Here is a 23,673-nt window from a genome sequence, read left to right as displayed (position 1 = left end):
GCCGCCTTCCATTTCGCGCCGAGGCCCGGGCAGTGACCTGGCCCACGCCTGTCACAACGGTCGCTCACGCGGTGTCTTGAGACCGAAGGCCCAGGAAACGGAGGAGACACCATGAACGGGAACACCGATGTCGTCGTGATCGGCGGCGGGTACGCGGGCGTCATGGCGGCCAATCGCCTGACCCGGCGCGACGACGTGACAGTGACCCTGATCAACCCGCGGTCGACCTTCGTCGAGCGGATCCGCCTGCACCAGTTGGTGGGTGGGACCGACGACGCGGTCGTCGACTACCGGGACGTCCTGGCCGGGCGCGTGCGGCTGGTCGTCGACAGCGTGACCCGGATCGACGCTGCGGATCGACGCGTGACGCTGGCGACGGGCGGCACGGTCGGCTACGACTACCTGGTCTACGCGGTGGGCAGCGGCAGCGCCGCCCCGGACGTGCCCGGGGCGGCCGAGTTCGCCTACCCGGTGGCGAGCCTGGAGGAGGCCCAGCGGTTGCGGCCCGTCCTCGCCGCCGCCCCCACCACGGCCCCGGTGACGGTGGTCGGCGGGGGCCCGACCGGCATCGAGACCGCCGCCGAGTTGGCGGAGGCGGGACGCGCCGTGACCCTGGTCTGCGGTGCGGTGCTCGGTCCGTACCTGCATCCGCGGGTTCGGCGCTCGGTGGCCGCGAGGCTCGCCCGGCTCGGGGTGACCGTGCTCGACGGCCCCGACGCGACGGTGACGGCCGTCGCCGGCGATGCCGTGCGGCTCGGTGGCGGTCGCCGGGTGCCGAGCGCGGTGACCATCTGGACCGCCGGATTCGGCGTGCCGGACCTGGCCCGCCGCAGCGGGCTGAGCACCGACGCGTCGGGCCGGCTGCTCACGGACGAGACGCTGACGAGCGTGGACGACGCGCGCATCGTCGCGGCCGGGGACTCGGCGGCGCCGTCGGACCTGCCGTTCCGGATGAGTTGCCAGGCCGCGATGCAGCTCGGGCCGCAGGCCGCCGAGACGGTGCTCAGCCGGCTCGCGGGTGAGCAGCCCGCGCCGGTCCACGTGGGCTTCGCCGGCCAGTGCGTCAGCCTGGGGCGTCGCGCCGGCCTGTTCCAGTTCGCCCGCAGGAACGACACCGCGGTGCGACTGCACCTCGGCGGCCGCCCGGCCGCGAAGCTCAAGGAACTCGTGTGCAGGAGCATCATCTGGCAGTTGGCGTACGAGGCACGCAGACCCGGTTCGCTCGCCGTGCGGATCAAGGACGACACGCGCCAGCAGTTGCTGCGGTCCGGGCGCGTCGAGGCGACCGCACGGGCGGCCCGGCCGTCATGAGAGCCCTCGACCACCGGGGGCCGGCCGCGAAGGAGCGCAGGGGGGACCTGAGCGACCACGGCACCGACGCGGCGACCGAGACCTTCGTCCGCCTACCTGGTCCGGATCACGACCCGGCAGTCGATCAACCGGCTGCCACCCCGCTCACCCTGGGATGAACAGTCGATTACGGTTCCTCACGGCAGAGCCATCCCCCGACCGTGAGGAACCGTGGTGACCGACACCAGCACGACGACCGTCCCCGTCCGCGTCTTCGGCGGCCCGACCGCCCTCATCGAGTACGGTGGCCTCAGGTTCCTGACCGACCCGACCTTCGACGCCCCCGGCGACTACCCGCTGGGCCCCGGCATGGTCCTGACCAAGACGGCCCCCGCCGCCGCCGGCGCGGCCGACCTCGGCCCCGTCGACGCGGTGCTGCTCTCCCACGACCAGCACCCCGACAACCTCGACCACGCCGGTCGAGCCCTGCTGGCCGACGTCGCCCTGACCGTGACGACTCCCAGCGGCGCGGGTCGCCTCGGCGGCACCGCCCGGGGCCTGGCGGCGTGGGAGTCCGTCGAGCTGGAGCGCCCCGGCGGTGGCACCGTGACCGTGACGGGCGTGCCCGCCCGGCACGGCCCGGAGGGCTGCGAGCCGCTCACCGGCGAGGTCGTCGGGTTCGTCCTGACCGCCGCCGACCTGCCCACGGTCTACGTCAGCGGCGACAACGCCTCGCTGGACCTGGTGCGGCAGATCGCCGAGCGATTCGGGCCGGTCGACACGGCCGTGCTGTTCGCCGGGGCCGTGCGTACCCCCATGTTCGACGGCGCGCTGCTCACCCTCGACAGCGCCCAGGCCGTCGAGGCCGCCCGCATCCTGGGCGCGCGGCGGGTCGTGCCGGTGCACGTGGACAGTTGGGCCCACTTCACCGAGGGGCGCGACGACGTGGTCGCCGCGTTCACCCGGGCCGACCTGGCCGACCGTCTCCAGCTGAGCTGAGCGGCCGCCCCGGGGCAGGTCAGGTCCGCGCGCCGCCGAGTCCGAGCAGGACGGCGAGGCCCAGGGCGCTGCGCGGGGCGTACGGCACCCGCCACAGTCCGCCGTGCGCGGCGCCGTACGCCTCGTCCTGCCACGGGTGCGGCAGCGCCGGAGCGCCCGCACGCAGGTGGTGCACCAGGAGCGCGGCCATCAGCGTGTTGCTGGTGGCCGGGTCGAACACCTCGATGCCGAAGCGGTGCGCACCGGCGTACGCGGCGGCCAGCGCCCGGTTGCGCAGCACCGAGCGGGTACGGGTGGGCGGGGCGACGGTGAACGACACGGTCGCCCCGCCGTCGCGGGCCACCGTCGCCCGCCACCGTTGCAGGCGCTTCGCCAGCGCGTAGTTGGGGCCCTGCTGGGGGACGAGGCTGTCGTTGACGCCCGGGTCGACGCCCGGCGGGTAGTTGCGGTGCAGGAGCCTGCCGCCGGAGGCGACCCGCAACGACCGGCGGACGACGCCGCGCGCCGCGTAGCCGCGTTCGGCGTGGCGCACCGCGTCGCCGGGGACGGCGAAGACGTCGGTGGGGGTGGCCAGGAACGCGAGCGCCACGTCGTCGCGGCGGTCCTGCAACCGGAGGGTGAGCGCGTCGACCGCCGTGGCGACCCGGACGTTTGTCGCGCCGTCGGCGTAGACGTAGTTGCCCAGCACGAGCCGGCCGTCGACGCCGAGCAGCCAGTCGGCCACCTGCGGAAGGTTGTGCAGCAGGTCGGCGCCGGCCCGGGCCGCCAACGCGCCGTCGTCGGGGTCGGTGCCGGCGGGGACGGGCAGGTGCAGCCGGCCGCCGCTGCGGCGCGTCGTGTCCAGCAGGCGCCGCCAGATCTCCGGGCGCGGCAGGTCGACCGCGACGACGTCGCCGCCCCAGCGCAGCACGGACGGCAGCGGGCCCATCTCCGCGCCCGCGCCGAGCACCACGATGCGCTGGTCGCGCAGGTCGAGCCAGTCCGGGTTGGCCATGACGGCGCGTACCGCCTCGGCGCAGGAGGGCTCGACGACGCCGGCGGTCACCCACGCGTCGAGCCGGCGGCGCAGCTCGTCGCCGCGCAGCCGCCGGCCCCGGTACGGCAGGGAGAACTCGCGGTCGACCTCGCCGGTGCCGGCGACCGCCGCCGTGCGCAGCGGCGCGACCCCGCTGGGCGCGTCGAACACCTCGCCGAGGCCGGTCTCGGTGCCGTCGGCGCTCACCACGGCCATCCGGCGGTGCAGCGAGGCGAGCCCGTCGCGGGCGATCGTCACCGCGGCCTCGCGGGAGAGCAGTCCGGCCTCGACGAGCCGCCGGAAGTGCCCGAGGTAGCCGTGGCGCCAGTTGGTCTCGTGTTCCGCCGAGCGCGCGCCGACCGGATCGACGGCGCGCAGGGCGTCGGCGACGACCGCCCGCCCGAGCGTGGACGTACTGCGTCCCGCGTCGGTCTTCGGGAACACCACCCCGGTGGGACCCTCCACGCGTAACCGCCCTTCCTCGCTCGCCGGCCAACGGTGCCACTCTGCCGCACCGGGGGCCGCCGCGCAGCGCCGGACCTGCGCAGCGGGCGCTCAGGCCGGGGCCGGCAGGCGCAACCGGCCGTCGATCATCTCGGCGACCGCGTCGACGCGGTGCAGGTGCTCCCGGTCGTGGGTGACCAGGACGGTGGCGGTGCCGCGCTGGCGGGTGAGGTCGGTGACCAGCTCGACGATCGCCGAGCCGCGCTCGTGGTCCAGCGCGCTGGTGGGTTCGTCGACCAGCAGCACCGCGGGATCGTTCATGAGGGCGCGGGCGATGTTGACCCGCTGGCGCTGCCCGCCGGAGAGCTGGTGCGGGCGACGGGCGGCCTGGCCGGTGAGCCCCACCGCCGCCAGCAGTTCGGCGGCGCGGGCGCGGCCGGCGCGGCGGGAACCGCCGGCGAGGTGGGCGATCACCTGCAGCTGTTCGGCGGCGGTCAGCGAGGCGATGAGGTTGGGTTGCTGGAAGACGATTCCGATCTTCTCCCGCCGCAGCGCGGCCGTGCCCGCGCGGCCGAGCCCCGCGGTGTCGGTGCCGGCGACGAGCACCGTTCCCGAGTCGGGGGTGATCAGGGTGGCGGCCACCGCCAGCAGACTCGACTTGCCGGAGCCGGAGGGGCCGATGACGGCGGTGGTGCTGCCCGCCGGCACGCGCAGGCTGACCCGGTCGAGCGCGGTCAGCCGGGCGTCGCCGTCGGGGTAGGTCAGCGTGACGTCGGCGAGTGCGAGGCTCATCGGGCGCTCCCCAGGGCGATCAGCGGGTCGACGGAGGTGATGCGGCGGATGGACAGGGCGGCGCCGGTCGCACCGAGCGCGATCGTCACGGCGGCCGGGAACAGCACCGATTCGGCGGTGAGCGCGAACGGCACCGTGCCGGCCGCCGCGGCGCCGAGCGCGACCGCGAGCGCGGTGCCGGCGGCGGTGCCGGCGAGCAGCAGCACCAGGGCCTGCCCGAGAGCGTCGCGCAGCAGGTGGCCGGTGGTGGCGCCGAGCGCCTTCAGCACGGCGACGTCGGGGGCGCGTTGGATGGTCCACACGGTGAAGAACGCGCCGACGACCAGGGCGGAGATCCCGAACAGCATCCCGCGCATCAGTTGCAGCGACCCGTTCTCGGCGGTGTAGGAGCCGATCGCGGACAGCGCCTGCGTGCGGGTGACCGTACTGGTGTGCAGGTGTCGGTCGGCGGCGGCCAGGTCGGCGTCGCGGGTGGTGCGCAGCGCGACGACCGTCGCGGCGTCGCCGTCGGCGCCGGGGGCCAGGACCTGCCAGTCGTGCAGGTCGGTCCAGATCACCGGGGTGTGGCTGTGGGAGGCGTCGCCGGCCACCACGTCGACGGTGAGGCGGTGTGTGCCGACGGACACGGTCTGTCCGGGCCGGGCGTGCAGCGCGTCGGCCGCGCCCCGCGACAGCACGGCCCGTCCGGTGGCGAGGGTGGCGGGTGCCAGGCCCGAGCCGGGCGGGACGCCGAACACGGACAGCGCGGCGCTGCGCTCGCCCGCGTCGACGCGGGCGGTGGCGATTCCCAGCGGCGCGGCGGCGCTCACCCCCGGCACGTCCTGCCAGCGCAGCCACTGCTCGCGGCTGACGGTGGATTCGGTGAACGAGAGCTTCTGCCCGTCGGCCGGGGCGGAGAACACGAGGTGGTCGGCGGGCAGGTCGCTGATCGCCGAGGTGCTGCCGCGTCCCAGTCCGGCGGTCAGCCCGGACAGCAGGACCACCAGCAGCGTCATCAGCGTCACGACCGTTCCCATCAGGGCGAAGCGGCCCTTGGCGAACCGTAGATCTCTCCACGCGACGAACACGATCGCATCAGCCTTCCGGTAGGTGCCTGAAGCCGCGGTGGCGGCCCGGCACCAACCGTCGTCCGGATGGCGGCCGGTGCCATCGCGCCGCCGATCGGTCTCGGGGCGTCGCACTGCGTACGTCGGGATCAACCTTTTGGTTGATGGCGGCGGCCGTCGGCGTCCTAGCCTGGAGGCATCGTGAACGCGGAATCGCTCGCTCGTCCGCTGCGGGTGCTGCGCGGCTGCCTGCACCTGCTGGTCGGGCTCCTCCTCGCGGTGGCCGCCATGCGTGCCGTCACCGGGCCGGGCCCGCGGCGTGCCGCCGTGCTCGCCGCGGCCGTGGCGCTGGCCGTCGTCTACGCCGTCGGGGCGGCGCTGCCGCTGGTGCGCCGGCACCGACCTGCCGCGCTGGCCTGGCTGGCGGTGCTGACCGGCGGGTGGCTGGTGCTGCTGGCCCTGACCCCGGACGGGGTGTGGTTCGCGTTTCCGCTGTTCCTGCTGCATCTGCACCTGCTGCCCGTGCGCTGGGGGATCGTGGCGGTGGCGGCGACGACCGTGGCGGCGGTCGCCGGTGTCGCCGGCCACCAGGGGGCGCTCACGCCGGGCGCGGTGATCGGTCCCGCCATCGGCGCCGCGGTGTCGGTGGGCACGGTCCTCGGCTACCAGGCTCTGTACCGGGAGAGCGAGCGCCGCCGGCGGTTGATCGAGCAGCTGACCGCAACCCGCGCCGAACTGGCCGCCGCCGAGCACGCCGCCGGGGTCCTCGCCGAGCGGGAACGCCTGGCCCGCGAGATCCACGACACCCTCGCCCAGGGGTTGTCGAGCATCCAACTGCTGCTGCGTGCCGCCCAGCGTGCGTTCCCCGACCGGCTCGACGTGGCGGCGGGCCACGTCGAGCAGGCCCGCCGCACCGCGCAGGACAACCTCGTCGAGGCGCGCCGGTTCGTACGCGCCCTGACACCGCCGGGCCTCGACGGCGCTTCGCTGCCGGCGGCGCTGCGGCGGCTGTGTGACGCGACCGCCGCCGCGTCCGGGCTGACCGTACGCCTGCGGGTAGACGGGACGGCGGTGCGTCTGCCGACCCGCCACGAGGTGGCGCTGCTGCGGATCGCGCAGTCCGCGTTGGCCAACACCGTGCGCCATGCCGGGGCGAGGCGCGCCGACGTGACGCTGCGGTACGGCGCGCGCGACGTCGTCCTCGACGTGGTCGACGACGGGTGTGGCTTCGACGTGGGCGCGGCCGGCGACCGGCCGGACGGCGACGGCGGGTTCGGGCTGGCCGCCATGCGGGCCCGGGCCGAGGAGCTGGGCGGCAACCTGATCGTGGAGTCGGCGCCCGGGTGCGGCGCCCGGCTGGCCGTCGGCTTCGCGCGCCCGGGCACCGGGGAGGCGGGCGCGTGAACGGTCCGATCCGACTGTTGCTGGCCGACGACCATCCGGTCGTACGGGCCGGGCTGCGCGCCGTCCTGGCCACCGAGCCGGACTTCGAGGTGGTCGCCGAGGCCGCGACCGCGCAGCGGGCCGTCGCGCTCGCCGAGGGGGAGCGGGTCGACGTGGTGCTCATGGATCTGCGCTTCGGCGCGGGGATGGACGGCGCCGAGGCGACCGCCGCCATCACCGCCCGCCCCGGCGGCCCCGCCGTGCTGGTGCTGACCACCTACGACACCGATGCCGACATCCTCGCCGCCGTGGAGGCCGGTGCGATCGGTTACCTGCTCAAGGACGCCCCGCCCGAGGAACTCGCGGCGGCCGTGCGCGCCGCCGCCGCCGGCCGTTCCGCCCTCGCCCCGGCCGTCGCCCGTCGCCTCATGGGTCGGGTGCGTGCCCCGGGCACCGCGTTGAGTCGCCGCGAGACGGAGGTCCTGCAGCTCGTCGCCGACGGCCTGTCCAACCAGCAGATCAGCCTGCGGCTGCACCTGAGCCAGGCCACGGTCAAGACGCACCTGGTGCACGTCTACGGCAAGCTCGACGTCGACTCGCGTACCGCCGCCGTCGCCGTCGCCCGGGCCCGTGGGCTGATCCGTCGGTGACCGGGCCGCGCGGGCGGAATTGACGTGCGGTGCGCGTACGCCTGCTGGCAGGGTGGCCGGCATGACAGCGCAGGCTCTGGCGGGGGCACTCGCCGACGACGTACGGCGGCAGGTCTTCGCGGCGATCGTGCTGGGCGGCGCCGACGCCCCGGCGGTGGCCGACCGGACGGGCCTGTCGGCGCGGCAGGTGCTCACCGCGATCCGCCGGCTCGTCGACGCGGGCCTGGTGACCGGCGGCGACGATGACCTGCGGGTCGACGCCGAGCGGCTGCGGGAGGCGGCCCGTACGCCGGCGGCGCCCCGGCCGGCCGGCGACTCCACGGACCGCGTGCTGCGCACCTTCGTGCGCGACGACAGGCTGACCGGCCTGCCGGCGCAGCGCGGCCGGCGGCGGCTGGTGCTGGCGCACGTGGCGAAGTCCTTCGAGCCGGGGGTGCGCTATCCGGAGCGGGCGGTCGACGAGGTGTTGCGGCGCTGGTGCGAGGACGGCGGCTCCGACCACGTGGCGCTGCGCCGGTACCTGGTCGACGAGCAGTTGCTGGCCCGGGAGCAGGGCGTCTACTGGCGCGTCGGCGACTGAGCGCCACCCTCGTCGCGGCCGGCGGATTTCCCGTTGACCCGAGGGCGAGGATCGACTGGTGAGCGAGACAGACTGGACGACGGTGCCGACCCGTCCCGACCGGCCCGAGGCGACGATCCTGCTCGAGGAGTACTTCGAGGAGATGGTCCGCCGCTACCACGCTCGCCCGGTCCGGCCGGGTGAGGTCGCGGCGGCGATGGCCGACGACCCGAGCGACGACCTGGCCGCGCCCACCGGGGTCCTTTTGCTCGCGTACCGCGACGCTCGTCCGGCCGGCTGCGCCGGCCTGCGGTGGCGGCCGGGCTGGGCGGAGCTGACCCGGGTGTACGTGCGCCCCGCGCACCGCGGCCACGGCGGCGGGGCGGCCCTGCTCGCCGCCGTGGCGCAGCGGGCCCGGGCCGCCGGGGCCGACCGGATCCGGCTGGACACCCGCGGCGACCTCGTGGGGGCCCGCGCCCTGTACGCCCGGCACGGCTACCGGGAGATCCCGGCGTACAACGACGGTGCCTACGCCCAGCACTGGTTCGAGAAGGTCCTGAGTTGACGTCGCGGCCGGAACGCGCTAAATAAAGAACAGGAAGTTGAGTCCCATCGGCTCAACTCAAGGACCTTCGGCCAGGAGAACCGAGGAGGCAGGCCATGTTGATGCGCACCGACCCCTTCCGTGAGATCGACCGGATCACCGAGCAGTTCTTCGGCACCGCCGCGCGCCCCGCGGTCATGCCCCTGGACGCCTACCGCGACGGCGACTGGTTCTACGCGGCGTTCGACCTGCCGGGCGTCGACCCGGACAGCATCGACTGCACCGTCGAGCGCAACGTGCTGACCGTGCGCGCCGAGCGCCGCCGGCCCGCCGGCGAGAACGTCGAGCTCGTCGCCGCCGAACGCCCGATGGGCACCTTCACCCGGCGGCTCTTCCTCGGCGACACCCTCGACACCGACAAGCTCGAGGCCGGCTACGACAACGGCGTGCTGACCCTGCGGATCCCCGTCGCGGAGCGGGCCAAGCCCCGCCGGGTCACCGTCACGGCCACCGCCAACGGCCGCAAGGAGATCAACGCCTGATCCCGGCGGGCGAGGGGCGGGGCGGCCGGTGCGGCCGCCCCGCCCCTCGCTTTTCCCGGGGTGCCGGTGAGACCCGTGTCGGCGCGCGATACCGGCGGGGCGTCGGCGATGCTGTGGGCGTGGAGTACGTGTCCAGAGTGCCGCGACCGCCGCTGGACGGGCTGATCGACGACCTCTACTACCTGGAGGGGACGTCGCCGTACGCCCGGCTGACGCTGCCGCCGATGCCGGCGGCGTTGCTCATCGTCAACCTCGGGGCGCCGTTCCGCATCCGCGCCGGCACCGACATCGAGCCGGCCGGGTACGCCGACGGCTGCGTGGTCACCATGCCCACCCGCGCCTTCGAGTTCGGCTACCCACTGCGGACCCGGTCCGTCGGCGTGCACTTCAAGCCGTGGGGGCTGGCGCCGTTCCTGCCGATGCCCGCGGCCGAGCTGTGCGACCGGCCGGTGACGGTGGAGCAGGTGTGGGGCCGGCCCGCCACTGCTGAGCTGCGGGACCGGCTGGCCACGGCGGACGGACCGCACGAGATGCTGACGCTGCTCGAGGAGGAGCTGACGCGACGGCTGTGCGAGATGGCCGGCCTGGGACTGGTCCGCCGTACGAGCAGCGTCATCGCGGCGGCCAGCGGGGCGGTGGCGATCGGCGACCTGAGGGTGGCAGCCGGCGTCAGCAGCACTCATCTGGCACAGCGGTTCAAGGAGCTCATCGGCGTCACGCCGAAGCGGCTGGCCCGCACCTACCGCTTCGCCGCCACCGTGTTCTCGATCGACCCCGCCGAACCGGTCGACTGGGGCGACCTCGCCGGTCGCGCGGGCTACTTCGACCAGGCCCACTTCGGCCACGAGTTCCGGGCGTTCACCGGGCTCACGCCGACCCGGTACGTGGAAGTCCGGCGGCAGTTCCTGCGCGAGCATCCCGGCCACGTGCTGGACAGCTGGCCACTGCCAACCGATTGATTTCTTACAAGAGCGACAGCTCACGACACGTCAACATGGGGGCATCCCCCAGCAGAGGAGCGCCCCATGGGCAAGGTGGTCATGTACAGCTCGGTGTCGGTGGACGGCTTCGTCGCGGACGACAACGACCAGCCCGGGCCGCTGTTCGACTGGTTGTCCAGCGGTGACGTGCCGTTGGACTCCAGCGGCGAGCTGAAGGTGTCGCAGACGTCCTACGACTACACCCGGGCGTACTGGGACCAGATCGGGGCGACAATCGTCGGCCGCCACGTCTTCGACCTGACGGACGGCTGGGACGGCAAGCCTCCGGGCGGGGTCGACCACGTGGTCGTCGTGACGCACCAGCCGGAGCCCGAGGGCTGGGACCCCGAGGCGCCGTTCCACTTCGTCGACGGCGTCGAGGCAGCCGTGGCCAGGGCCCAGGAGCTTGCGGGAGACCGCATGGTCGAGGTCGCCGCCGGCGACGTCGGTGGCCAGGTGCTTGCCGCGGGCCTGGTCGACGAGGTGCGCATGGACGTCGTACCCGTCGTGTTCGGGTCCGGCAAGCGCTACTTCGGGTCGGTCCACGCACAGCACCTGCTGGAGGATCCTGACGTGACGATCCAGGGCAACCGGGTGCTGCACCTGCGATACCGGGTGCGCCGTTGACCAATCTGAGCGGGCGCGCGTAGGGCGCGCCTCCTCCCGTTCTCGACCCGAAGCTGAGAACCTTTTTCACATGCTCTCCCCGAACGCTCCGGCGCGGCCAAGCCGGCCCACCCCGCTGGCCCTGCCCGGGGGGCCCGTCGACTTCACCGAGGCGTGGCTGCGCAACCGGCGGCTGTCCGAGCACACCCGCGACGCGTACCGGCGGGACGTCGCCGGCTGGCTCGCCTGGTGCGCGGCCCGCGAACTGGACCCGTTGCAGGCGAACTTCCTGCACGTCAACGAGTACGGCCGGGCGCTGGAGGCCACACTCGGCGCGCGCACCGGCAAGCCGCTGACCCCCGCCACCGTCGCCCGCCGGCTCTCCGCCCTGTCCAGCTGGTACGACTTCCTGGTCAAGCTGCGCGCGGTCGAGGCCAACCCGGTCGCCGGCGCCGACCGCCCCCGCATCGACCGGGACCACTCCGCGACCGTCGGGCTCGCCCCCGAGGAGGTCGACGCGCTGCTCGCCGCCGCCGAGGCCGACACCGGGCCGACCGCCGCCCGCAACCGGGCCGCGATCGCGTTGCTGGCCGACCTCGGACTGCGCGTGGGGGAGCTGGTCTCGCTCGACCTGGCCGACCTCGGCGCCGAGCGGGGCCACCGCAGCGTGCGGTTCGTCGGCAAGGGCGGCAGGCCCCGCCGCCGCGCCCTGACCCCCGGCACCGCGTACGCCCTCGACGCGTACCTGGCCCAGCGGGCCGCCGCCCAGGGCGTGGCGGTGCACGAGCTGACCGGTCCGCTGCTGGTCACCGCCAGCGGGGCCCGGCTGGATCGGCACGCGATGTTCCGGCTGGTGCGCCGGCTGGCCCGTACGGCCGGCATCCCGGCGTGGGCGAGGCTGTCACCGCACTCGTTGCGGCACGCGTTCGCCACCACCGCCCGCGCCGAGGGCGTGCCCCTGGAGGACGTGCAGGACGCGATGGGTCACGCCGATCCGCGCACCACCCGCCGCTACGACCGGGACCGGCACAACCTCGACCGCGATCCCGCGTACGCGATCTGGGCGGCCCGGGCCCGCCGCCGCGGCTGAGGTGCCGGTGGCCGGTGGATGCCGCGCGTGGGTGGCATCCACCGCCCGGAGCTCGCGGCCCGCAGGTCCGTGTGGAGCGGCCTACGGGTCCGTGTGGATCAGCGCCCGGCTCAGCGCCTCGATGCTCTGCTGGCCCCCGGCGACGATCAGGACGTCGCCGTGGGCGAGGACGTGTCCCAGCCCCGGTGCGGTGACCGTCCGCCCGTCGCGGACGACGGCGACGACGCTCACCCCGTTGACGCGCGCGACGGCCTCGGCCAGGGTCCGGCCGTCGTAGGGCGACGCGGCCGTCACCGGCAGCTCGACGACGCTGATCGCCTCCCGGTGGCGTTCCAGGTGCGTGACGTGGTCGATGGTGGCGATGGGGTGCAGCAGCTCGGCCACCTCCTGCGCCTCCGTCGGGCTGAGGGTCACGGACCGTTCCACCGTGTCCGGGTCGCCGGGGGCGTAGACGACGACGTCCCGCCGGCCGCCGCGATGGCAGACGACCCCGATCACCTGTCCCTCCCCGGTGTGCAGGGTGTAGCCGACCCCGATGCCGGGCAGCGGCATGCGTTCTATCTGCATCATTGCCTCCTGTCGTGTTGCACAGCGGACCGGCCTACGCCACGAAGTAGCGCAGCCACACGTACACCCAGGCGATCACCGTGGTCATGATCGTGGTGACGATGCCGTAGCGGGTGAACTGCCAGAAGCTGATCGGTTCCTTGGCGCGGGCGGCGATGCCCAGCACGACGATGTTGGCGCTGGCCGCCACGGCCGTGCCGTTGCCGCTCAGGTCGGCGCCCAGGGCGAAGGACCACCACAGCGCCTGCCCGGTACCCGGATCCGGGGCCCCCGCGACGAGGCCCTCCACGATCGGCGCCATGGTCGCCGCGTAGGGGATGTTGTCGAAGAACGCACCGAGCACCGCCGAGCCGAAGACCAGGCCCGTCGCCGCCGCGAAGTAGTTGTCGCCGACGGCGTCGCTGGCCCGTTCGCCGATCCAGCTGATCACCCCGGTCTCGGTCAGGCCGGCGACCATCACGAACAGGCCGGTGAAGAACACAAGCGTCGGCCACTCCACCTCGCCCAGATAGGCCGACTTGTCCGTCCTGGACACCAGGACCATCAGCCCGGCGCCGAGCAGCGCGACGACGGCCACGTCGATGTGGATCACCGTGTGGAGCGTGAACGCGACGATCACCAGGCCGAGCACGACCAGGCAGCGGATCAGCAACCTCGGGTCGGTGATGGCGGCGCGGGCGTCCATGTCGCGTACCGCCTCGAACCGCTCGGGGCGGTGCACGAACGCCCGGCGGAACATGACCCGCGCCAGCACCAGGAACGCCAGGAACATCAGCACCGTGACCGGGGCCATGTGCCAGAGGAAGTCGTTGAAGCTCAGCCCGGCCCGGCTGCCGATGATGATGTTGGGCGGGTCGCCGATCAGGGTGGCCGCGCCGCCGATGTTGGCGGCGAGCACCTCGGCGATCAGGAACGGCGCGGCGGGCATGCCCAGCCGGCGGCACACGGAGATGGTGATCGGGGCGACCAGCATGACCGTCGTGACGTTGTCCAGGACCGGCGAGGCGATGCCGGTGATCGCGACGAGCAGCACCATCAGCCGGTACGGCCGCCCCTGCGAGCGCTGGGCGGCCCAGATCGCCATGAACTCGAACACGCCGGTCTGCTTGATCACCCCGACGATGATCATCATGCCGAGGAGCAGGAAGATGACGTCCCAGTCGATGCCGGCGTGGTGGGCGTAGAACACGTCCGAGCCGGGCACCAGCCCGAGCGCGGCCATCAGGCCGGCGGCGCCCAGCACCACCGCGACCCGGTTGATCTTCTCGGTGGCGATGAAGACGAAGGCGACCGTGAAGATGACGATCGCGGCGAGGGCGGGCCACGCGCTCACGGGCACCTGCCCGGCGGACCGTGCTCCACCCCGGCGCGCCGCTGCGCGCAGGTGACCGCCTCAACTTCCGGTGGCGCGGGTTCGGTCACCATCGGATGACGGTTCACAGGGTCCTCCCGGGTTCGGCGCGGCGCGGCGGGGAACGCCCGCACGGGCGGCGACAGAGGGAGCCGCGCACGAGGGATCGGAGCCCGGAGCGGCTCCCGGCCCCGGGCTCGCGTTCATGGTCATCGGTCCGCTGCGGGTCGACATCGGGGCTGACACCCATTTGCCGTCGGCCCGGTGCCCGGCCTGTCGGCGGCCCGGCGGACCTGCGGCGATAATGGGTGCCGGCACGCATTTACAGCACGCGCCACGGCCGACAGGCTGGCCATGACGAGGGTGATCACCGCTGCGGCGCGGGCCGGCCCGCCGCGTCACGAAGCGCGGACGAGCGCGGGAGCCGCAGGGCGTCGGAACCGGAGCGGGAGGGGAGGTGCCGTCGTGTCGCTGTTCTGGCGGATCTTCCTGCTCAACGCCGCCGTACTCGTCGCCGCCACGCTGCTGCTGCTCGGCCCGGTCACGGTGTCCACCCCCGTGCTGCTCACCGAGGCCCTCGTGCTGACCGTGGGCCTCGCGGCGATGCTGGTCGCCAACGCCGCGCTGCTGCGCGTCGGCCTCGCGCCGCTGCACCGGCTGACCCGGGCCATGACCACCATCGACCTGCTGCAGCCCGAGCCCCGCCCGGTCCCGGCCGGGCAGGCCGGCATCGCGGACCTGATCCGCGCCTTCAACGCCATGATCGACCGGCTGGAGGCGGAGCGGGCCACCAGCGCGGCCAGCGCCCTGTCCGCCCAGGAGGCCGAGCGCCGGCGCGTCGCCCAGGAACTGCACGACGAGGTCGGCCAGACCCTGACCGCGGTCCTGCTCGAACTCAAGCAGGTCGCCCGGCACGCGCCTGAACCGGTCCGCGCCCAACTCGCCCAGGTGCAGGAGACCACCCGCGACAGCCTCGACGAGATCCGCCGCATCGCGCGCCGGCTGCGCCCCGGCGTACTGGAGGAGCTCGGCCTGACCAGCGCCCTCAAGGCGCTCGTCACGGAGGTCACCGGGCACACGGACCTGTCCGTGCGCCAGCACCTCGACGCCGACCTGCCCACCCTCGACGGCGAGGCCGAACTGGTGATCTACCGGGTGGCGCAGGAGGCCCTCACCAACACCGTCCGGCACGCGCGGGCCGCCACCGTCGAGCTGTCGCTGACCCGTCGACCGGGCCACGTGCAGCTGCGGATCCGCGACGACGGCCGGGGCATCGGCGACGCCGCCGAGGGCGCCGGCGTACGCGGCATGCGGGAGCGGGCCCTGCTCATCGGCGCCCAGCTCAGCGTGGGTCCCGGCCCGGGCGGCGGCACCGAGGTGCGGCTGCGGGTGCCGCTCGGCGACCGGGATGGCCGGCCGTGACCACCCGCATCCTGCTCGCCGACGACCACGCCCTCGTCCGCCGTGGCGTGCGCCTCATCCTCGACAGCGAACCGGACCTGACCGTCGTGGCGGAGGCCGGCGACGGCGCGGAGGCCATCGCCCTGGCCCAGACCGAGCGTCCCGACCTGGCCATTCTCGACATCGCCATGCCGCGACTGACCGGCCTGCAGGCGGCCCGGGAGCTGTCCCGGCAGCAGCCGGGCCTGCGCATCCTCATCCTGACCATGTACGACAACGAGCAGTACTTCTTCGAGGCCCTCAAGGTCGGCGCCAACGGCTACGTGCTCAAGTCCGTCGCCGACCGCGACCTGGTGGAGGCCTGCCGCGCCGCCGTACGCGACGAACCGTTCCTCTATCCGGGTGCCATCAACGCCCTCATCCGTACCTACCTGGAACGCAGCGCGCGGGGCGAGAGCGTGCCGGCCAGGGCCATCACCGAACGCGAGGAGGAGATCCTCAAGCTCGTCGCCGAGGGCCACTCCTCCAAGGAGATCGCCCGCCTGCTGTTCATCAGCGTCAAGACCGTCGAGCGGCACCGGGCCAACCTGCTGCAGAAGCTGGGCCTCCGGGACCGGCTGGAACTGACCCGCTACGCCATCCGGGCCGGGCTCATCGAGCCATGACCGCGCGCGGCGGGACCGGCCCGGGCGGCGTTCGGCAGGCCGGTCCGGGCGGTGCTCAGTGCCGGCGGCGACCGCGACCCGACCGGCCGGTACGGGGGCGACAGGGCCGACTTTCCTGCGGGCGGGCCCACCGGTTCTCTACGGTCGACGGGTGGGCGCTGAGCAGCCGTGGAGCCGGCCGGCCCGTCGGAGCCGCCCGGTGCGTACCGGGTTGGTGTTCGCGGGCGTGACCGTGCTGCTGTGCTGCATCGGGGTCGCCGGGCTGGGCGCCTGGAACGTGCAGGTGGTCACGCAGGCCAGCGGCCCGGTGCGGGAGACCGCGGACGGGTTCCTGCGGTCGGTGGCGGCGGGCGACACCGACGGCGCGTACGACCGGCTCTGCGCCGACGCGCGCAGCCGGTGGAGCCCGATCGGGTTCACGAGCTGGCTGCGCACCCCGCCGTTGGTCAACGGCTACGAGATCGTCGACGTGTCGGTGGCGACCCGGGGTGGCAGCCCGCGCGGCACGGTGGCGGTGCGGCTGACCCGCGACAGCGGCCTCACCGAGGAGCGGAAGCTGTCGGTGGTGCGCGAGGACGGCGGCTGGCGGGTGTGCGGCGACCCGTACTGACGCCTCAGCGGCGGGGGCCGAGCTCGCCCGCGCGGTAGTGCCGGCGGCAGAGCACCTGGTAGCGCACCTCGGCGCTGTCCACGGTGTCCCCGATGACCACCTGCAGGCCCTCGCGGACCACCCGGCCGTCGACGACCCGGGCGTTGAGCAGCCCTTCCCGGCCGCACCAGCAGAGCACCTCGACCTGGATGCGGGCCACCTCGTCGGCCAGTTCGAACAGCCGCTGCGCGGCCGGGAACAGGCACGAGCGGAAGTCGGTGGCCAGCCCGAACGCGTACACGTCGACGTCGTAGCTGTCGACCAGCTCCGCCATCTGCTCGACGTGCTCCAGGTTGTAGAACGACGCCTCGTCGCAGATCAGGTAGTCGACGCGTACGCCCTCGGCCCAGGTGTCGCGCACCAGGGTGCGCAGGTCCAGCTCGTCGGTGACCTCGACGGCCTCGTGCGCCAGGCCGATGCGCGTGGTGACCTGCGGGCCGAGCGAGCGGTCGATGCGGGTGGTGACGAGGCCGCGGCGGCCCTGCCGGGAGTGGTTGTAGTTCATCTGCAACGCCATCGTGGACTTGCCGCAGTCCATCGGCCCCCAGAAGAACTTCAACGCCGCCGCGTGCAGCGGACGCCCGTCCACGCCCCGCGCCGCGGCGCACCCGGCGGGGGAGTCGTCGGGGCCCAGCGGCGGGCGCGCCAGGCAGGTCGGGGCGGTGGCGTGGTCGGTCACGGTCGGGCAGCCTAGCCGATCGACGCCCGCTGATCCGGCCGGTGCGGGACGGGCCCGCGTTTCCTAGAGCACCCGGGGCGGGGTGTTGCCGGCGGCGACGATCGCCCGGCGGATCGGCACGGCCAGCAGCAGCAGGAACCCGACGACGAAGAAGATCAGCAGGGAGACCAGGCCCACCCGGTAGGAGTTGGTGAGCTGGAACACGATGCCGAAGGCGAGCGGGCCGAGCCAGCTGGTGCCCTTGTCGCTGATCTCGTAGAAGCCGTAGTACTCGCCCTCCTTGCCGGCGGGGATGAGCTGGCTGAACAGCGACCGGCTCAGGGCCTGGCTGCCGCCGAGCACCAGGCCGATGGCGGCGCCGAGGATCATGAACGGCACCGGTGCCTCGGCGGGCAGCCGGAACGCGCCGAGGATCACCCCGGTCCACAGCACCAGGCTGATCAGCACGGTCTTCCAGGCGCCGATGCGCTTGGCGAGGGCGCCGAGCAGCAGCGCGCCGCCGAAGGCGAGGAACTGCACCAGCAGGATGGTGACGATCAGGGTGCTCTGCCCGAGCTTCAGCTCCTCGGTGCCGTACTGGCTGGCCAGGGCGATGACGGTCTGGATGCCGTCGTTGTAGACCAGGAACGCCAGCAGGAAGAACAGCGTCAGCGGGTACGCCTTGATCTCGCGCAGGGTGCGGCCGAGCTGCCGGAACCCGTCGCTGACCGGGTTGCCGCCGGCCCGCGCGGCGGCCGTGGGGTGCTCGCGCAGCCAGCGCAGCGGGATCAGGGTGAACACCGCCCACCACACGCCGGCGGACACGATCGACCAGCGGGCCAGGTCGAGGGTGCGCTGGTGGTTGCCCTCCTCGCCGAGCATGCTGACCGCGACGAGGTTGAGCGCCAGCAGCAGGCCGCCGCCCAGGTAGCCCAGCGCCCAGCCGCGGCTGGAGATGCCGTCGCGGTCGTCGGGGCCGCCGAGCTGCGGCAGGAACGAGTTGTAGACCACGACACCGGCGCCGAAGGCGATGTTGGCGACCATGAACAGCGCCCCGCCGAGCAGGTACCGGTCGCCGGTGACGAAGAGCATGCCGACGGTCGCGCCGGCGCCGATGAAGGCGGCGGCGGCGAGCAGCCGCTTCTTGTGCGCCGAGCGGTCGGCGATCGCGCCGACGATCGGCAGCGCGAACACGGTGAGGAACACCGACAGTGACACCAGGTACGGGAAGTACGAGCCGGCGGCGACCTTGATGCCCAGCGGGTACACGTAGCCGCCGCAGGTGTCGGCGCCGAGTTCGCAGCCGGCGGCGAGTTCGGTGACGGTGGTCAGGAACGGGCCGAGGAAGACGGTGATGACGGTGGTGGAGAAGGCGGACATCGCCCAGTCGTAGAAGTACCATCCGCTGCGTTCGCGGCGGGTGCTCGCCGGGGCGGGGGTGTCGCCCACGGCGGGGGTGACGGTCTCGGCCATCGGGGTCCTTCGAACGGTTCAGGCGGCCCAGTGACCGCGGCTGTGATACACGTCGCGCAGCACGCCGACGTGATCGGTCATGATGCCATCCACTCCGAGGTCGAGTAACTCGTGCATCTCGGCAGGTTCGTCGATCGTCCAGACATGCACGTGCAGTCCGAGTCGGTGGGCGTGGCGCAGGAACCGGCGGTCCACCACGGGCACCCGCCCGTAGCGCACCGGCACCTGCGCGGCGACCACCGACGGGGGCAGTCGAAGCGCCCGCCCGGTCAGCGACGCCATCCGCAGCCGGGCCACCCCGCGCATGCCGAGGCTGCTGGCGACGCGCCCCTGCGTCAGGGCGCGCAGCCGGGCCAGCCGGGCGTCGCTGAACGAGGCCAGCAGCACCCGGTCGCCGGCCCCGACGCGCGCGACGGTGGCCACTGTCGGCTCGACGCCGCCGTCGGCCTTGACGTCGATGTTGAACCGCACCTGCGGCCAGGCGTCGAGAACCTCGTCGAGGCGGGGGACCACGGCGGCGCCGCCGACGCGTACCGAGGCCAGGTCGGCCCAACGCAGGTCGGCGATGCGCCCCGGCTCGCCCGTGACGCGGGTCAGCGTGGCGTCGTGGAAGACCACCGCGACGCCGTCGGCGGTGCCGTGCACGTCGGTCTCGACGTACCGGTAGCCGAGCCCGATCGCCCGGGCGAACGCGGCGGCGGTGTTCTCGTCGCCCTCGGCGGCGCCGCCCCGGTGGGCGAAGGCCAGCGGTGCGGGGCCGTCGAGGTAGGCGTGGGTCACGCGGGGAGTATGCCGGGGCGCGGTGGCCGGCGGGTGACCGGCCGGCGGCCGGAGCGGGTCAGCTCCAGTCCGTCTGGTAGCCGGGTCCGCGCAGCAGGGCGAGCAGCTCGCCGTCGGAGGGGTGGTGGGTGCGGGTGAGCGCACCACGCAGGTCGTCGGCGGTCACCGGATCCGGACCCTGCACGCTGACGCTGAGCACCTGGTCGCGGGCGAAGAGGTACAGCGCGGTGGCGGGGTCGCTGTTGTCGGTGTCCCGGGTCACGACGAGGGTGAGACCGTCGCCGGCGTCGGTGCAGACGTGGATCGTCCGGACGTCGCAGTCGACCCCGTCGGCCAGGGACCCGTCGGGGGCCGGGTGGTGCTGCTGCCACACCACCGGCACCGTACGGCCGTCGCGGGTGCGCAGGCCGTAGGCGATGTCGAGACCGAGCCGGTCCAGCCAGCCGAGGGTGCCGGAGCGGGGCAGGTCGTCGGGGACCAGCAGGTCCTCGGCAGGCCAGGGGGAGGAGCGGGTCAGGTCGCTGAGGTCCCGGCGGTCCTTCTCGTCGTGGTACGCCGAGCGCAGGACGGCATACCCGCCTGCGCAGACGAGGACGAGCAGGGCGACGACGAGCAGCGGCAGGCGCAGGCGGGTCACCGCGCCATTGTGCCCACGCCGGGGATCAGGTCCTTCCGGAGCGCTGGGAGCGGCTGGTGTCGATCGGGCGACTCGGGTCGACGTGGCGGGGCCTGTCGGGCTCGTCGGGCCGCAACGGCACCAGCGAATCGGTGATGGCGTCGATGATCCGGTCGGTGGCGCGCAGGGCGGCGCCCGGGGTTGCCGGCGTCAGGTCGGCGAGGTCCACCGGGTCGCCGAAGTGCACCCGCACCACAGGGCGGCGCACCAGGGAACGGGCGATGCCGCGCAGCAGCCCCTTCGGGGCGCGGTAGGGCACCACCTCGTGGCAGCCCCACTGGGCGACCGGGACGACCGGGGCGCCGCAGGCGAGGGCGAGGCGGGCGGTGCCGGTCTTGCCGCGTTCGGGCCACAAGCCGGGGTCGAGGCCGATGCGGCCCTCCGGGTAGACCAGGATCACCGAGCCGGCGGCGACCGCCGCGGCGGCGTCGTCGAGGGCGCGGCTGACGGCGGCGGTGCCCCGGTCGACCCGCAGGTGCCCGGCGTGGCGCATCAGGGCGCCGATGACGGGGGTGCGGAACAGCCCGCCGGTGGCCATGATCCGGGGGGCGACGCCCCGGGCGCGGCAGGCGGCGGCGAGCACGACGGGGTCGAACGGGCTGATGTGGTTGGCGGCCAGGATCAGCGGGCCCCGGCGCAGCGCCTCGGGCACGTCGCCGCTGACCTCCAGGCGGGCCAGGAGCACGACGACGACGCGGGCGAGCAGTTGCGCGGCACGCCAGATCAGCGGTGGCTGCCAGGTCGGGCGGGTGGTGTCCATCAGCGCGCATGGTCGCACGCGCGGGCCACCCCGCGTGGTGGCGGGGCCGTCCGGCAGAGGTGATCAGGGTCATTGGTCCCGGGTCGCTTCGGGACCCCCGCCCCTGCCGATTCTTCTACGACGAGCAGTAGTATTTACTACGTCTCGTAGTATGCACAGCCTGGGGGTTACTGGTGGACGCGTTGGACGTCGCCCGCTGGCAGTTCGGTGTCACCACCGTCTACCACTTTCTCTTCGTGCCGCTGACCATCGGCCTGTCCGTGCTGGTGGCGATCCTCCAGACGATGTGGCACCGCACCGGCGACGAGAAGTACCTGAAGCTCACCAAGTTCTACGGCAAGCTCTTCCTGATCAACTTCGCGATGGGCGTGGTGACCGGCATCGTGCAGGAGTTCCAGTTCGGCATGAACTGGAGCGACTACTCCCGCTTCGTCGGCGACATCTTCGGCGCCCCCCTGGCGATCGAGGCGCTTGTCGCGTTCTTCCTGGAGTCCACCTTCATCGGCCTGTGGATCTTCGGCTGGGACCGGCTGCCCAGGCGGCTGCACCTGGCCAGCATCTGGGCCGCCGCGATCGGCAGCAACCTCAGCGCGTACTTCATCCTCGCGGCGAACTCGTTCATGCAGAACCCGGTCGGCTACCGGATCAACCCCGACACCGGCCGCGCCGAACTCACCGACTTCGTCGCCGTGCTGACCAACAAGGTCGCCATGATCACCTTCCCGCACACCATCGCCGGCGCGTTCCTGGTGGCCGGCTCGCTGCTGGTCGCCGTCGCCATGTGGCACCTGGTGCGCAACCGCGACTCCGCCGACACCCCCGCCTACCGCTTCGCCGCGAAGTTCGGCTCCTGGGTCACCCTGGTCTCCGCCGCCGCCGTCGCCATCACCGGCGACATCCAAGGCAAGATCATGACCCAGGTGCAGCCGATGAAGATGGCCGCCGCCGAGGGCCTCTACACCACCGAGAGCCCCGCCTCGTTCTCCGTACTCACCGTCGGCAGCCTCGACGGCAGCCGCGAACTGTTCGCCCTCAAGATCCCGCACCTGCTGTCCTGGCTGGGCACCGGCGACCCCAACGGCACCGTGCAGGGCATCAACGACCTGCAGGCCCAGTACGCCGCCCAGTACGGCGCCGGCAGCTACACCCCGATCATCCCGGTCACCTACTGGAGCTTCCGCTTCATGATCGGCTTCGGGATGGCCGCCGCCGCCATCGCCCTGCTGGTGCTCTGGAGCCAACGCAAGGGCCGCACCCCCACCAGCAAGTGGCTGCTGCGCGCCGGCCTGGTCATGCCCCTGCTGCCCCTCGCGGCGAACTCCTTCGGCTGGATCTTCACCGAGATGGGCCGCCAGCCGTGGATCGTCTTCGGCGAGATGCTCACCCGCGACGGCGTCTCCCGCAGCGTCTCGCTCACCGAGGTGCTCACCTCCTTCACCGCCTTCACCCTCATCTACGCCATCCTCGCCGTCGTCGAGGTCAAACTGCTGCTGCGCTACGCCAAGGCCGGCGTACCCGACCTCACCCCCGACCCCGACATCGACGACACCCACGACGACGCCGAGCGCCCGCTCGCGTTCGCCTACTGATCACCGGAGACAACCGTGGAACTCACCACCATCTGGTTCCTGCTCGTCGCGGTCCTGTTCACCGGGTACTTCATCCTCGAGGGCTTCGACTTCGGCGTCGGCATGCTGCTGCCCGTACTCGGTCGCGACGACCGGGAACGCCGCGTCCTGATCAACACCATCGGCCCCGTCTGGGACGGCAACGAGGTCTGGCTCATCACCGCCGGCGGCGCCATGTTCGCCGCGTTCCCCGAGTGGTACGCCACCCTGTTCTCCGGCTTCTACCTGCCGCTGCTGCTGATCCTGCTCGCCCTGATCATCCGCGGCGTCGCCTTCGAGTACCGCCACAAGCGCCCCGAGGCGTCCTGGAAACGCCGCTGGGACACCGCCATCTTCGTCGGCTCGGTGGTGCCGGCGATCCTGTGGGGCGTGGCGTTCGCCAACATCCTGCGCGGCGTGCCGCTCGACGCCGACCACGAGTACGTCGGCGGCCTGCTCGACCTGCTCAACCCGTACGCCCTGCTCGGCGGCGCGACCACCGCGGCGCTGTTCCTCACCCACGGCGCCGTGTTCATCGCCCTGAAGACCGTCGGCGAGGTCCGCGAGCGCGCCGCCGCCCTCGCGGTACGCGTGGGCGTGGCCGCCGCCGTGCTCGCGGTGGCGTTCCTGACCTGGACGCTGAACATCCGCTCCAGCACCGCCGCCGTCGTGTTCGCCGTCGGCGCGGCCCTCGCCCTGCTCGGCGGCCTCACCGCCGCCCGCGCCCGCCGGGAGGGCTGGGCGTTCACCGGCACCGCCGTGGCCATCGCCCTGGCCGTGGCGACGCTCTTCGCGGCGCTCTTCCCGAACGTGCTGCCCTCCACGCTCGACGCGGCCGGGACGCTGACCGCCACCAACGCCGCCTCCACCCCCTACACCCTGAAGATCATGACCTGGGTGGCGGTGGTGTTCACCCCGATCGTGCTGGCCTACCAGGGCTGGACGTACTGGGTGTTCCGCAAGCGCATCGGGGTGGCCCACATCCCGCGGCACTGACCGCCCACGGCGGGTGGCGGTGAGGTCCCGCCGCCACCACCCGCGCCGGCGGGGCGGGCGGCACCCAGAACCGGACGCCGGCAGTCTCCGAGGGGAGCCGGGAGACGTCCTCGGCCACCTCGACCGTGACCTCCGGCGGCAGCTCACCGA

Annotated in this window: 25 protein-coding genes and 1 pseudogene; 15 read left to right on the top strand and 11 right to left on the bottom strand. The window is 73.5% G+C overall.

What is annotated here, in order from left to right; genetic code table 11:
• Positions 1-111 precede the first annotated feature (111 nt).
• Both AB0B83_RS19485 and AB0B83_RS19480 read left to right on the top strand, forming a co-directional pair.
• On the top strand, positions 112-1,311 hold the full coding sequence (locus tag AB0B83_RS19485) for an FAD-dependent oxidoreductase (protein ID WP_357579367.1): 1,200 nt from the start codon (positions 112-114) through the stop codon (positions 1,309-1,311).
• 213 nt (positions 1,312-1,524) lie between these two features.
• Positions 1,525-2,289 carry an MBL fold metallo-hydrolase gene (locus AB0B83_RS19480; RefSeq protein ID WP_357579366.1) on the top strand — a complete coding sequence of 255 codons (765 nt, stop codon included), beginning with the start codon at positions 1,525-1,527 and terminating at the stop codon, positions 2,287-2,289.
• A 19-nt stretch (positions 2,290-2,308) separates the two neighbouring features.
• On the opposite strand, the gene AB0B83_RS19475 is transcribed toward AB0B83_RS19480, so the two are convergent.
• From AB0B83_RS19475 to AB0B83_RS19465, 3 genes are all read right to left on the bottom strand, one after another.
• Complete coding sequence (locus tag AB0B83_RS19475) at positions 2,309-3,769, bottom strand: hypothetical protein (RefSeq protein ID WP_357579365.1); 1,461 nt, start codon at positions 3,767-3,769, stop codon at positions 2,309-2,311.
• A 90-nt stretch (positions 3,770-3,859) separates the two neighbouring features.
• On the bottom strand, positions 3,860-4,540 hold the full coding sequence (locus tag AB0B83_RS19470) for an ABC transporter ATP-binding protein (RefSeq protein WP_357579364.1): 681 nt from the start codon (positions 4,538-4,540) through the stop codon (positions 3,860-3,862).
• Positions 4,537-5,556 (bottom strand): FtsX-like permease family protein, encoded by a 1,020-nt coding sequence (locus AB0B83_RS19465; protein ID WP_357579363.1) that lies wholly within the window; start codon positions 5,554-5,556, stop codon positions 4,537-4,539. The genes AB0B83_RS19470 and AB0B83_RS19465 overlap by 4 nt, the downstream gene beginning before the upstream one ends.
• Positions 5,557-5,787: 231 nt before the next feature.
• Here AB0B83_RS19465 and AB0B83_RS19460 point away from each other — a divergent pair, with 231 nt between their 5' ends.
• The 8 genes from AB0B83_RS19460 (at position 5,788) to AB0B83_RS19425 (ending at position 11,940) form a co-directional block, all read left to right on the top strand.
• Positions 5,788-6,990: a sensor histidine kinase gene (locus tag AB0B83_RS19460; RefSeq protein WP_357579362.1), complete on the top strand. Its 1,203-nt coding sequence runs from the start codon at positions 5,788-5,790 to the stop codon at positions 6,988-6,990.
• Entirely contained in the window at positions 6,987-7,619 is a 633-nt protein-coding gene (locus AB0B83_RS19455) for a response regulator transcription factor (protein WP_357579361.1), read from the top strand. The genes AB0B83_RS19460 and AB0B83_RS19455 overlap by 4 nt, the downstream gene beginning before the upstream one ends.
• Positions 7,620-7,680: 61 nt before the next feature.
• Complete coding sequence (locus tag AB0B83_RS19450) at positions 7,681-8,199, top strand: DUF2087 domain-containing protein (protein WP_357579360.1); 519 nt, start codon at positions 7,681-7,683, stop codon at positions 8,197-8,199.
• 58 nt (positions 8,200-8,257) lie between these two features.
• Positions 8,258-8,743, top strand: coding sequence for a GNAT family N-acetyltransferase (locus tag AB0B83_RS19445; RefSeq protein WP_357579359.1), 486 nt, complete (start codon positions 8,258-8,260; stop codon positions 8,741-8,743).
• A gap of 95 nt (positions 8,744-8,838) precedes the next feature.
• A complete protein-coding gene (locus AB0B83_RS19440; protein ID WP_311413318.1) occupies positions 8,839-9,264 on the top strand; it encodes an Hsp20/alpha crystallin family protein in 426 nt (141 codons plus the stop codon).
• Positions 9,265-9,383: 119 nt separating this feature from the next.
• Positions 9,384-10,223 carry a helix-turn-helix domain-containing protein gene (locus AB0B83_RS19435; RefSeq protein ID WP_357579358.1) on the top strand — a complete coding sequence of 280 codons (840 nt, stop codon included), beginning with the start codon at positions 9,384-9,386 and terminating at the stop codon, positions 10,221-10,223.
• A gap of 66 nt (positions 10,224-10,289) precedes the next feature.
• Positions 10,290-10,871 carry a dihydrofolate reductase family protein gene (locus AB0B83_RS19430; RefSeq protein WP_357579357.1) on the top strand — a complete coding sequence of 194 codons (582 nt, stop codon included), beginning with the start codon at positions 10,290-10,292 and terminating at the stop codon, positions 10,869-10,871.
• Between the two features lie 70 nt (positions 10,872-10,941).
• The gene (locus AB0B83_RS19425; RefSeq protein ID WP_132237620.1) at positions 10,942-11,940 is read left to right on the top strand and encodes a tyrosine-type recombinase/integrase; all 999 of its coding nucleotides are present in this window, start codon (positions 10,942-10,944) and stop codon (positions 11,938-11,940) included.
• A gap of 81 nt (positions 11,941-12,021) precedes the next feature.
• Here AB0B83_RS19425 and AB0B83_RS19420 read toward each other — a convergent pair whose 3' ends face one another.
• Both AB0B83_RS19420 and AB0B83_RS19415 read right to left on the bottom strand, forming a co-directional pair.
• On the bottom strand, positions 12,022-12,507 hold the full coding sequence (locus AB0B83_RS19420; protein WP_165947845.1) for a TrkA C-terminal domain-containing protein: 486 nt from the start codon (positions 12,505-12,507) through the stop codon (positions 12,022-12,024).
• Positions 12,508-12,541: 34 nt separating this feature from the next.
• Entirely contained in the window at positions 12,542-13,840 is a 1,299-nt protein-coding gene (locus tag AB0B83_RS19415; protein WP_357579356.1) for an ArsB/NhaD family transporter, read from the bottom strand.
• 483 nt (positions 13,841-14,323) lie between these two features.
• Here AB0B83_RS19415 and AB0B83_RS19410 point away from each other — a divergent pair, with 483 nt between their 5' ends.
• The 3 genes from AB0B83_RS19410 (at position 14,324) to AB0B83_RS19400 (ending at position 16,534) form a co-directional block, all read left to right on the top strand.
• On the top strand, positions 14,324-15,280 hold the full coding sequence (locus tag AB0B83_RS19410) for a HAMP domain-containing sensor histidine kinase (protein ID WP_357579355.1): 957 nt from the start codon (positions 14,324-14,326) through the stop codon (positions 15,278-15,280).
• A complete protein-coding gene (locus AB0B83_RS19405) occupies positions 15,277-15,924 on the top strand; it encodes a response regulator transcription factor (RefSeq protein ID WP_132237626.1) in 648 nt (215 codons plus the stop codon). The genes AB0B83_RS19410 and AB0B83_RS19405 overlap by 4 nt, the downstream gene beginning before the upstream one ends.
• 151 nt (positions 15,925-16,075) lie before the next feature.
• Complete coding sequence (locus AB0B83_RS19400) at positions 16,076-16,534, top strand: hypothetical protein (RefSeq protein ID WP_151453194.1); 459 nt, start codon at positions 16,076-16,078, stop codon at positions 16,532-16,534.
• A 4-nt stretch (positions 16,535-16,538) separates the two neighbouring features.
• Here AB0B83_RS19400 and AB0B83_RS19395 read toward each other — a convergent pair whose 3' ends face one another.
• The 5 genes from AB0B83_RS19395 to AB0B83_RS19375 all read right to left on the bottom strand — a co-directional run bounded on the left by AB0B83_RS19395 (position 16,539) and on the right by AB0B83_RS19375 (position 20,920).
• Complete coding sequence (locus tag AB0B83_RS19395) at positions 16,539-17,252, bottom strand: thymidine kinase (protein ID WP_357579354.1); 714 nt, start codon at positions 17,250-17,252, stop codon at positions 16,539-16,541.
• A gap of 63 nt (positions 17,253-17,315) precedes the next feature.
• A complete protein-coding gene (locus tag AB0B83_RS19390; RefSeq protein WP_357579353.1) occupies positions 17,316-18,704 on the bottom strand; it encodes an MFS transporter in 1,389 nt (462 codons plus the stop codon).
• Positions 18,705-18,722: 18 nt separating this feature from the next.
• Positions 18,723-19,484: a glycerophosphodiester phosphodiesterase gene (locus AB0B83_RS19385; protein WP_357579352.1), complete on the bottom strand. Its 762-nt coding sequence runs from the start codon at positions 19,482-19,484 to the stop codon at positions 18,723-18,725.
• Between the two features lie 58 nt (positions 19,485-19,542).
• Positions 19,543-20,121 carry a hypothetical protein gene (locus tag AB0B83_RS19380; protein WP_357579351.1) on the bottom strand — a complete coding sequence of 193 codons (579 nt, stop codon included), beginning with the start codon at positions 20,119-20,121 and terminating at the stop codon, positions 19,543-19,545.
• A 25-nt stretch (positions 20,122-20,146) separates the two neighbouring features.
• Positions 20,147-20,920: a lysophospholipid acyltransferase family protein gene (locus tag AB0B83_RS19375; protein ID WP_357579350.1), complete on the bottom strand. Its 774-nt coding sequence runs from the start codon at positions 20,918-20,920 to the stop codon at positions 20,147-20,149.
• A 173-nt stretch (positions 20,921-21,093) separates the two neighbouring features.
• Here AB0B83_RS19375 and AB0B83_RS19370 point away from each other — a divergent pair, with 173 nt between their 5' ends.
• The gene (locus AB0B83_RS19370; RefSeq protein WP_357579349.1) at positions 21,094-22,509 is read left to right on the top strand and encodes a cytochrome ubiquinol oxidase subunit I; all 1,416 of its coding nucleotides are present in this window, start codon (positions 21,094-21,096) and stop codon (positions 22,507-22,509) included.
• Between the two features lie 15 nt (positions 22,510-22,524).
• A complete protein-coding gene (cydB, locus tag AB0B83_RS19365) occupies positions 22,525-23,523 on the top strand; it encodes a cytochrome d ubiquinol oxidase subunit II (RefSeq protein WP_357579348.1) in 999 nt (332 codons plus the stop codon).
• A gap of 55 nt (positions 23,524-23,578) precedes the next feature.
• Here the strand turns inward: cydB and AB0B83_RS19360 are convergent.
• A pseudogene (locus AB0B83_RS19360) lies at positions 23,579-23,673 on the bottom strand (phosphoglycerate dehydrogenase); the annotation flags it as partial.

It is taken from the genome of Micromonospora sp. NPDC049060 (genome assembly GCF_040649055.1).
Classification (GTDB): Bacteria; Actinomycetota; Actinomycetes; order Mycobacteriales; family Micromonosporaceae; genus Micromonospora; species Micromonospora reichwaldensis.
Note: the sequence above shows the minus strand (reverse complement) of the source record. Positions and strands in the feature narration are given on the sequence as shown.

Bases quoted from the DNA above. Each gene is read 5' to 3' on its own strand.
- AB0B83_RS19485 (WP_357579367.1), top strand. From the start codon at position 112: ATGAACGGGAACACCGATGTCGTCGTGATCGGCGGCGGGTACGCGGGC.
- AB0B83_RS19470 (WP_357579364.1), bottom strand. From the start codon at position 4,540: ATGAGCCTCGCACTCGCCGACGTCACGCTGACCTACCCCGACGGCGAC.
- AB0B83_RS19465 (WP_357579363.1), bottom strand. From the start codon at position 5,556: ATGGGAACGGTCGTGACGCTGATGACGCTGCTGGTGGTCCTGCTGTCC.
- AB0B83_RS19450 (WP_357579360.1), top strand. From the start codon at position 7,681: ATGACAGCGCAGGCTCTGGCGGGGGCACTCGCCGACGACGTACGGCGG.
- AB0B83_RS19440 (WP_311413318.1), top strand. From the start codon at position 8,839: ATGTTGATGCGCACCGACCCCTTCCGTGAGATCGACCGGATCACCGAG.
- AB0B83_RS19430 (WP_357579357.1), top strand. From the start codon at position 10,290: ATGGGCAAGGTGGTCATGTACAGCTCGGTGTCGGTGGACGGCTTCGTC.
- AB0B83_RS19425 (WP_132237620.1), top strand. From the start codon at position 10,942: ATGCTCTCCCCGAACGCTCCGGCGCGGCCAAGCCGGCCCACCCCGCTG.
- AB0B83_RS19420 (WP_165947845.1), bottom strand. From the start codon at position 12,507: ATGCAGATAGAACGCATGCCGCTGCCCGGCATCGGGGTCGGCTACACC.
- AB0B83_RS19390 (WP_357579353.1), bottom strand. From the start codon at position 18,704: ATGGCCGAGACCGTCACCCCCGCCGTGGGCGACACCCCCGCCCCGGCG.
- AB0B83_RS19375 (WP_357579350.1), bottom strand. From the start codon at position 20,920: ATGGACACCACCCGCCCGACCTGGCAGCCACCGCTGATCTGGCGTGCC.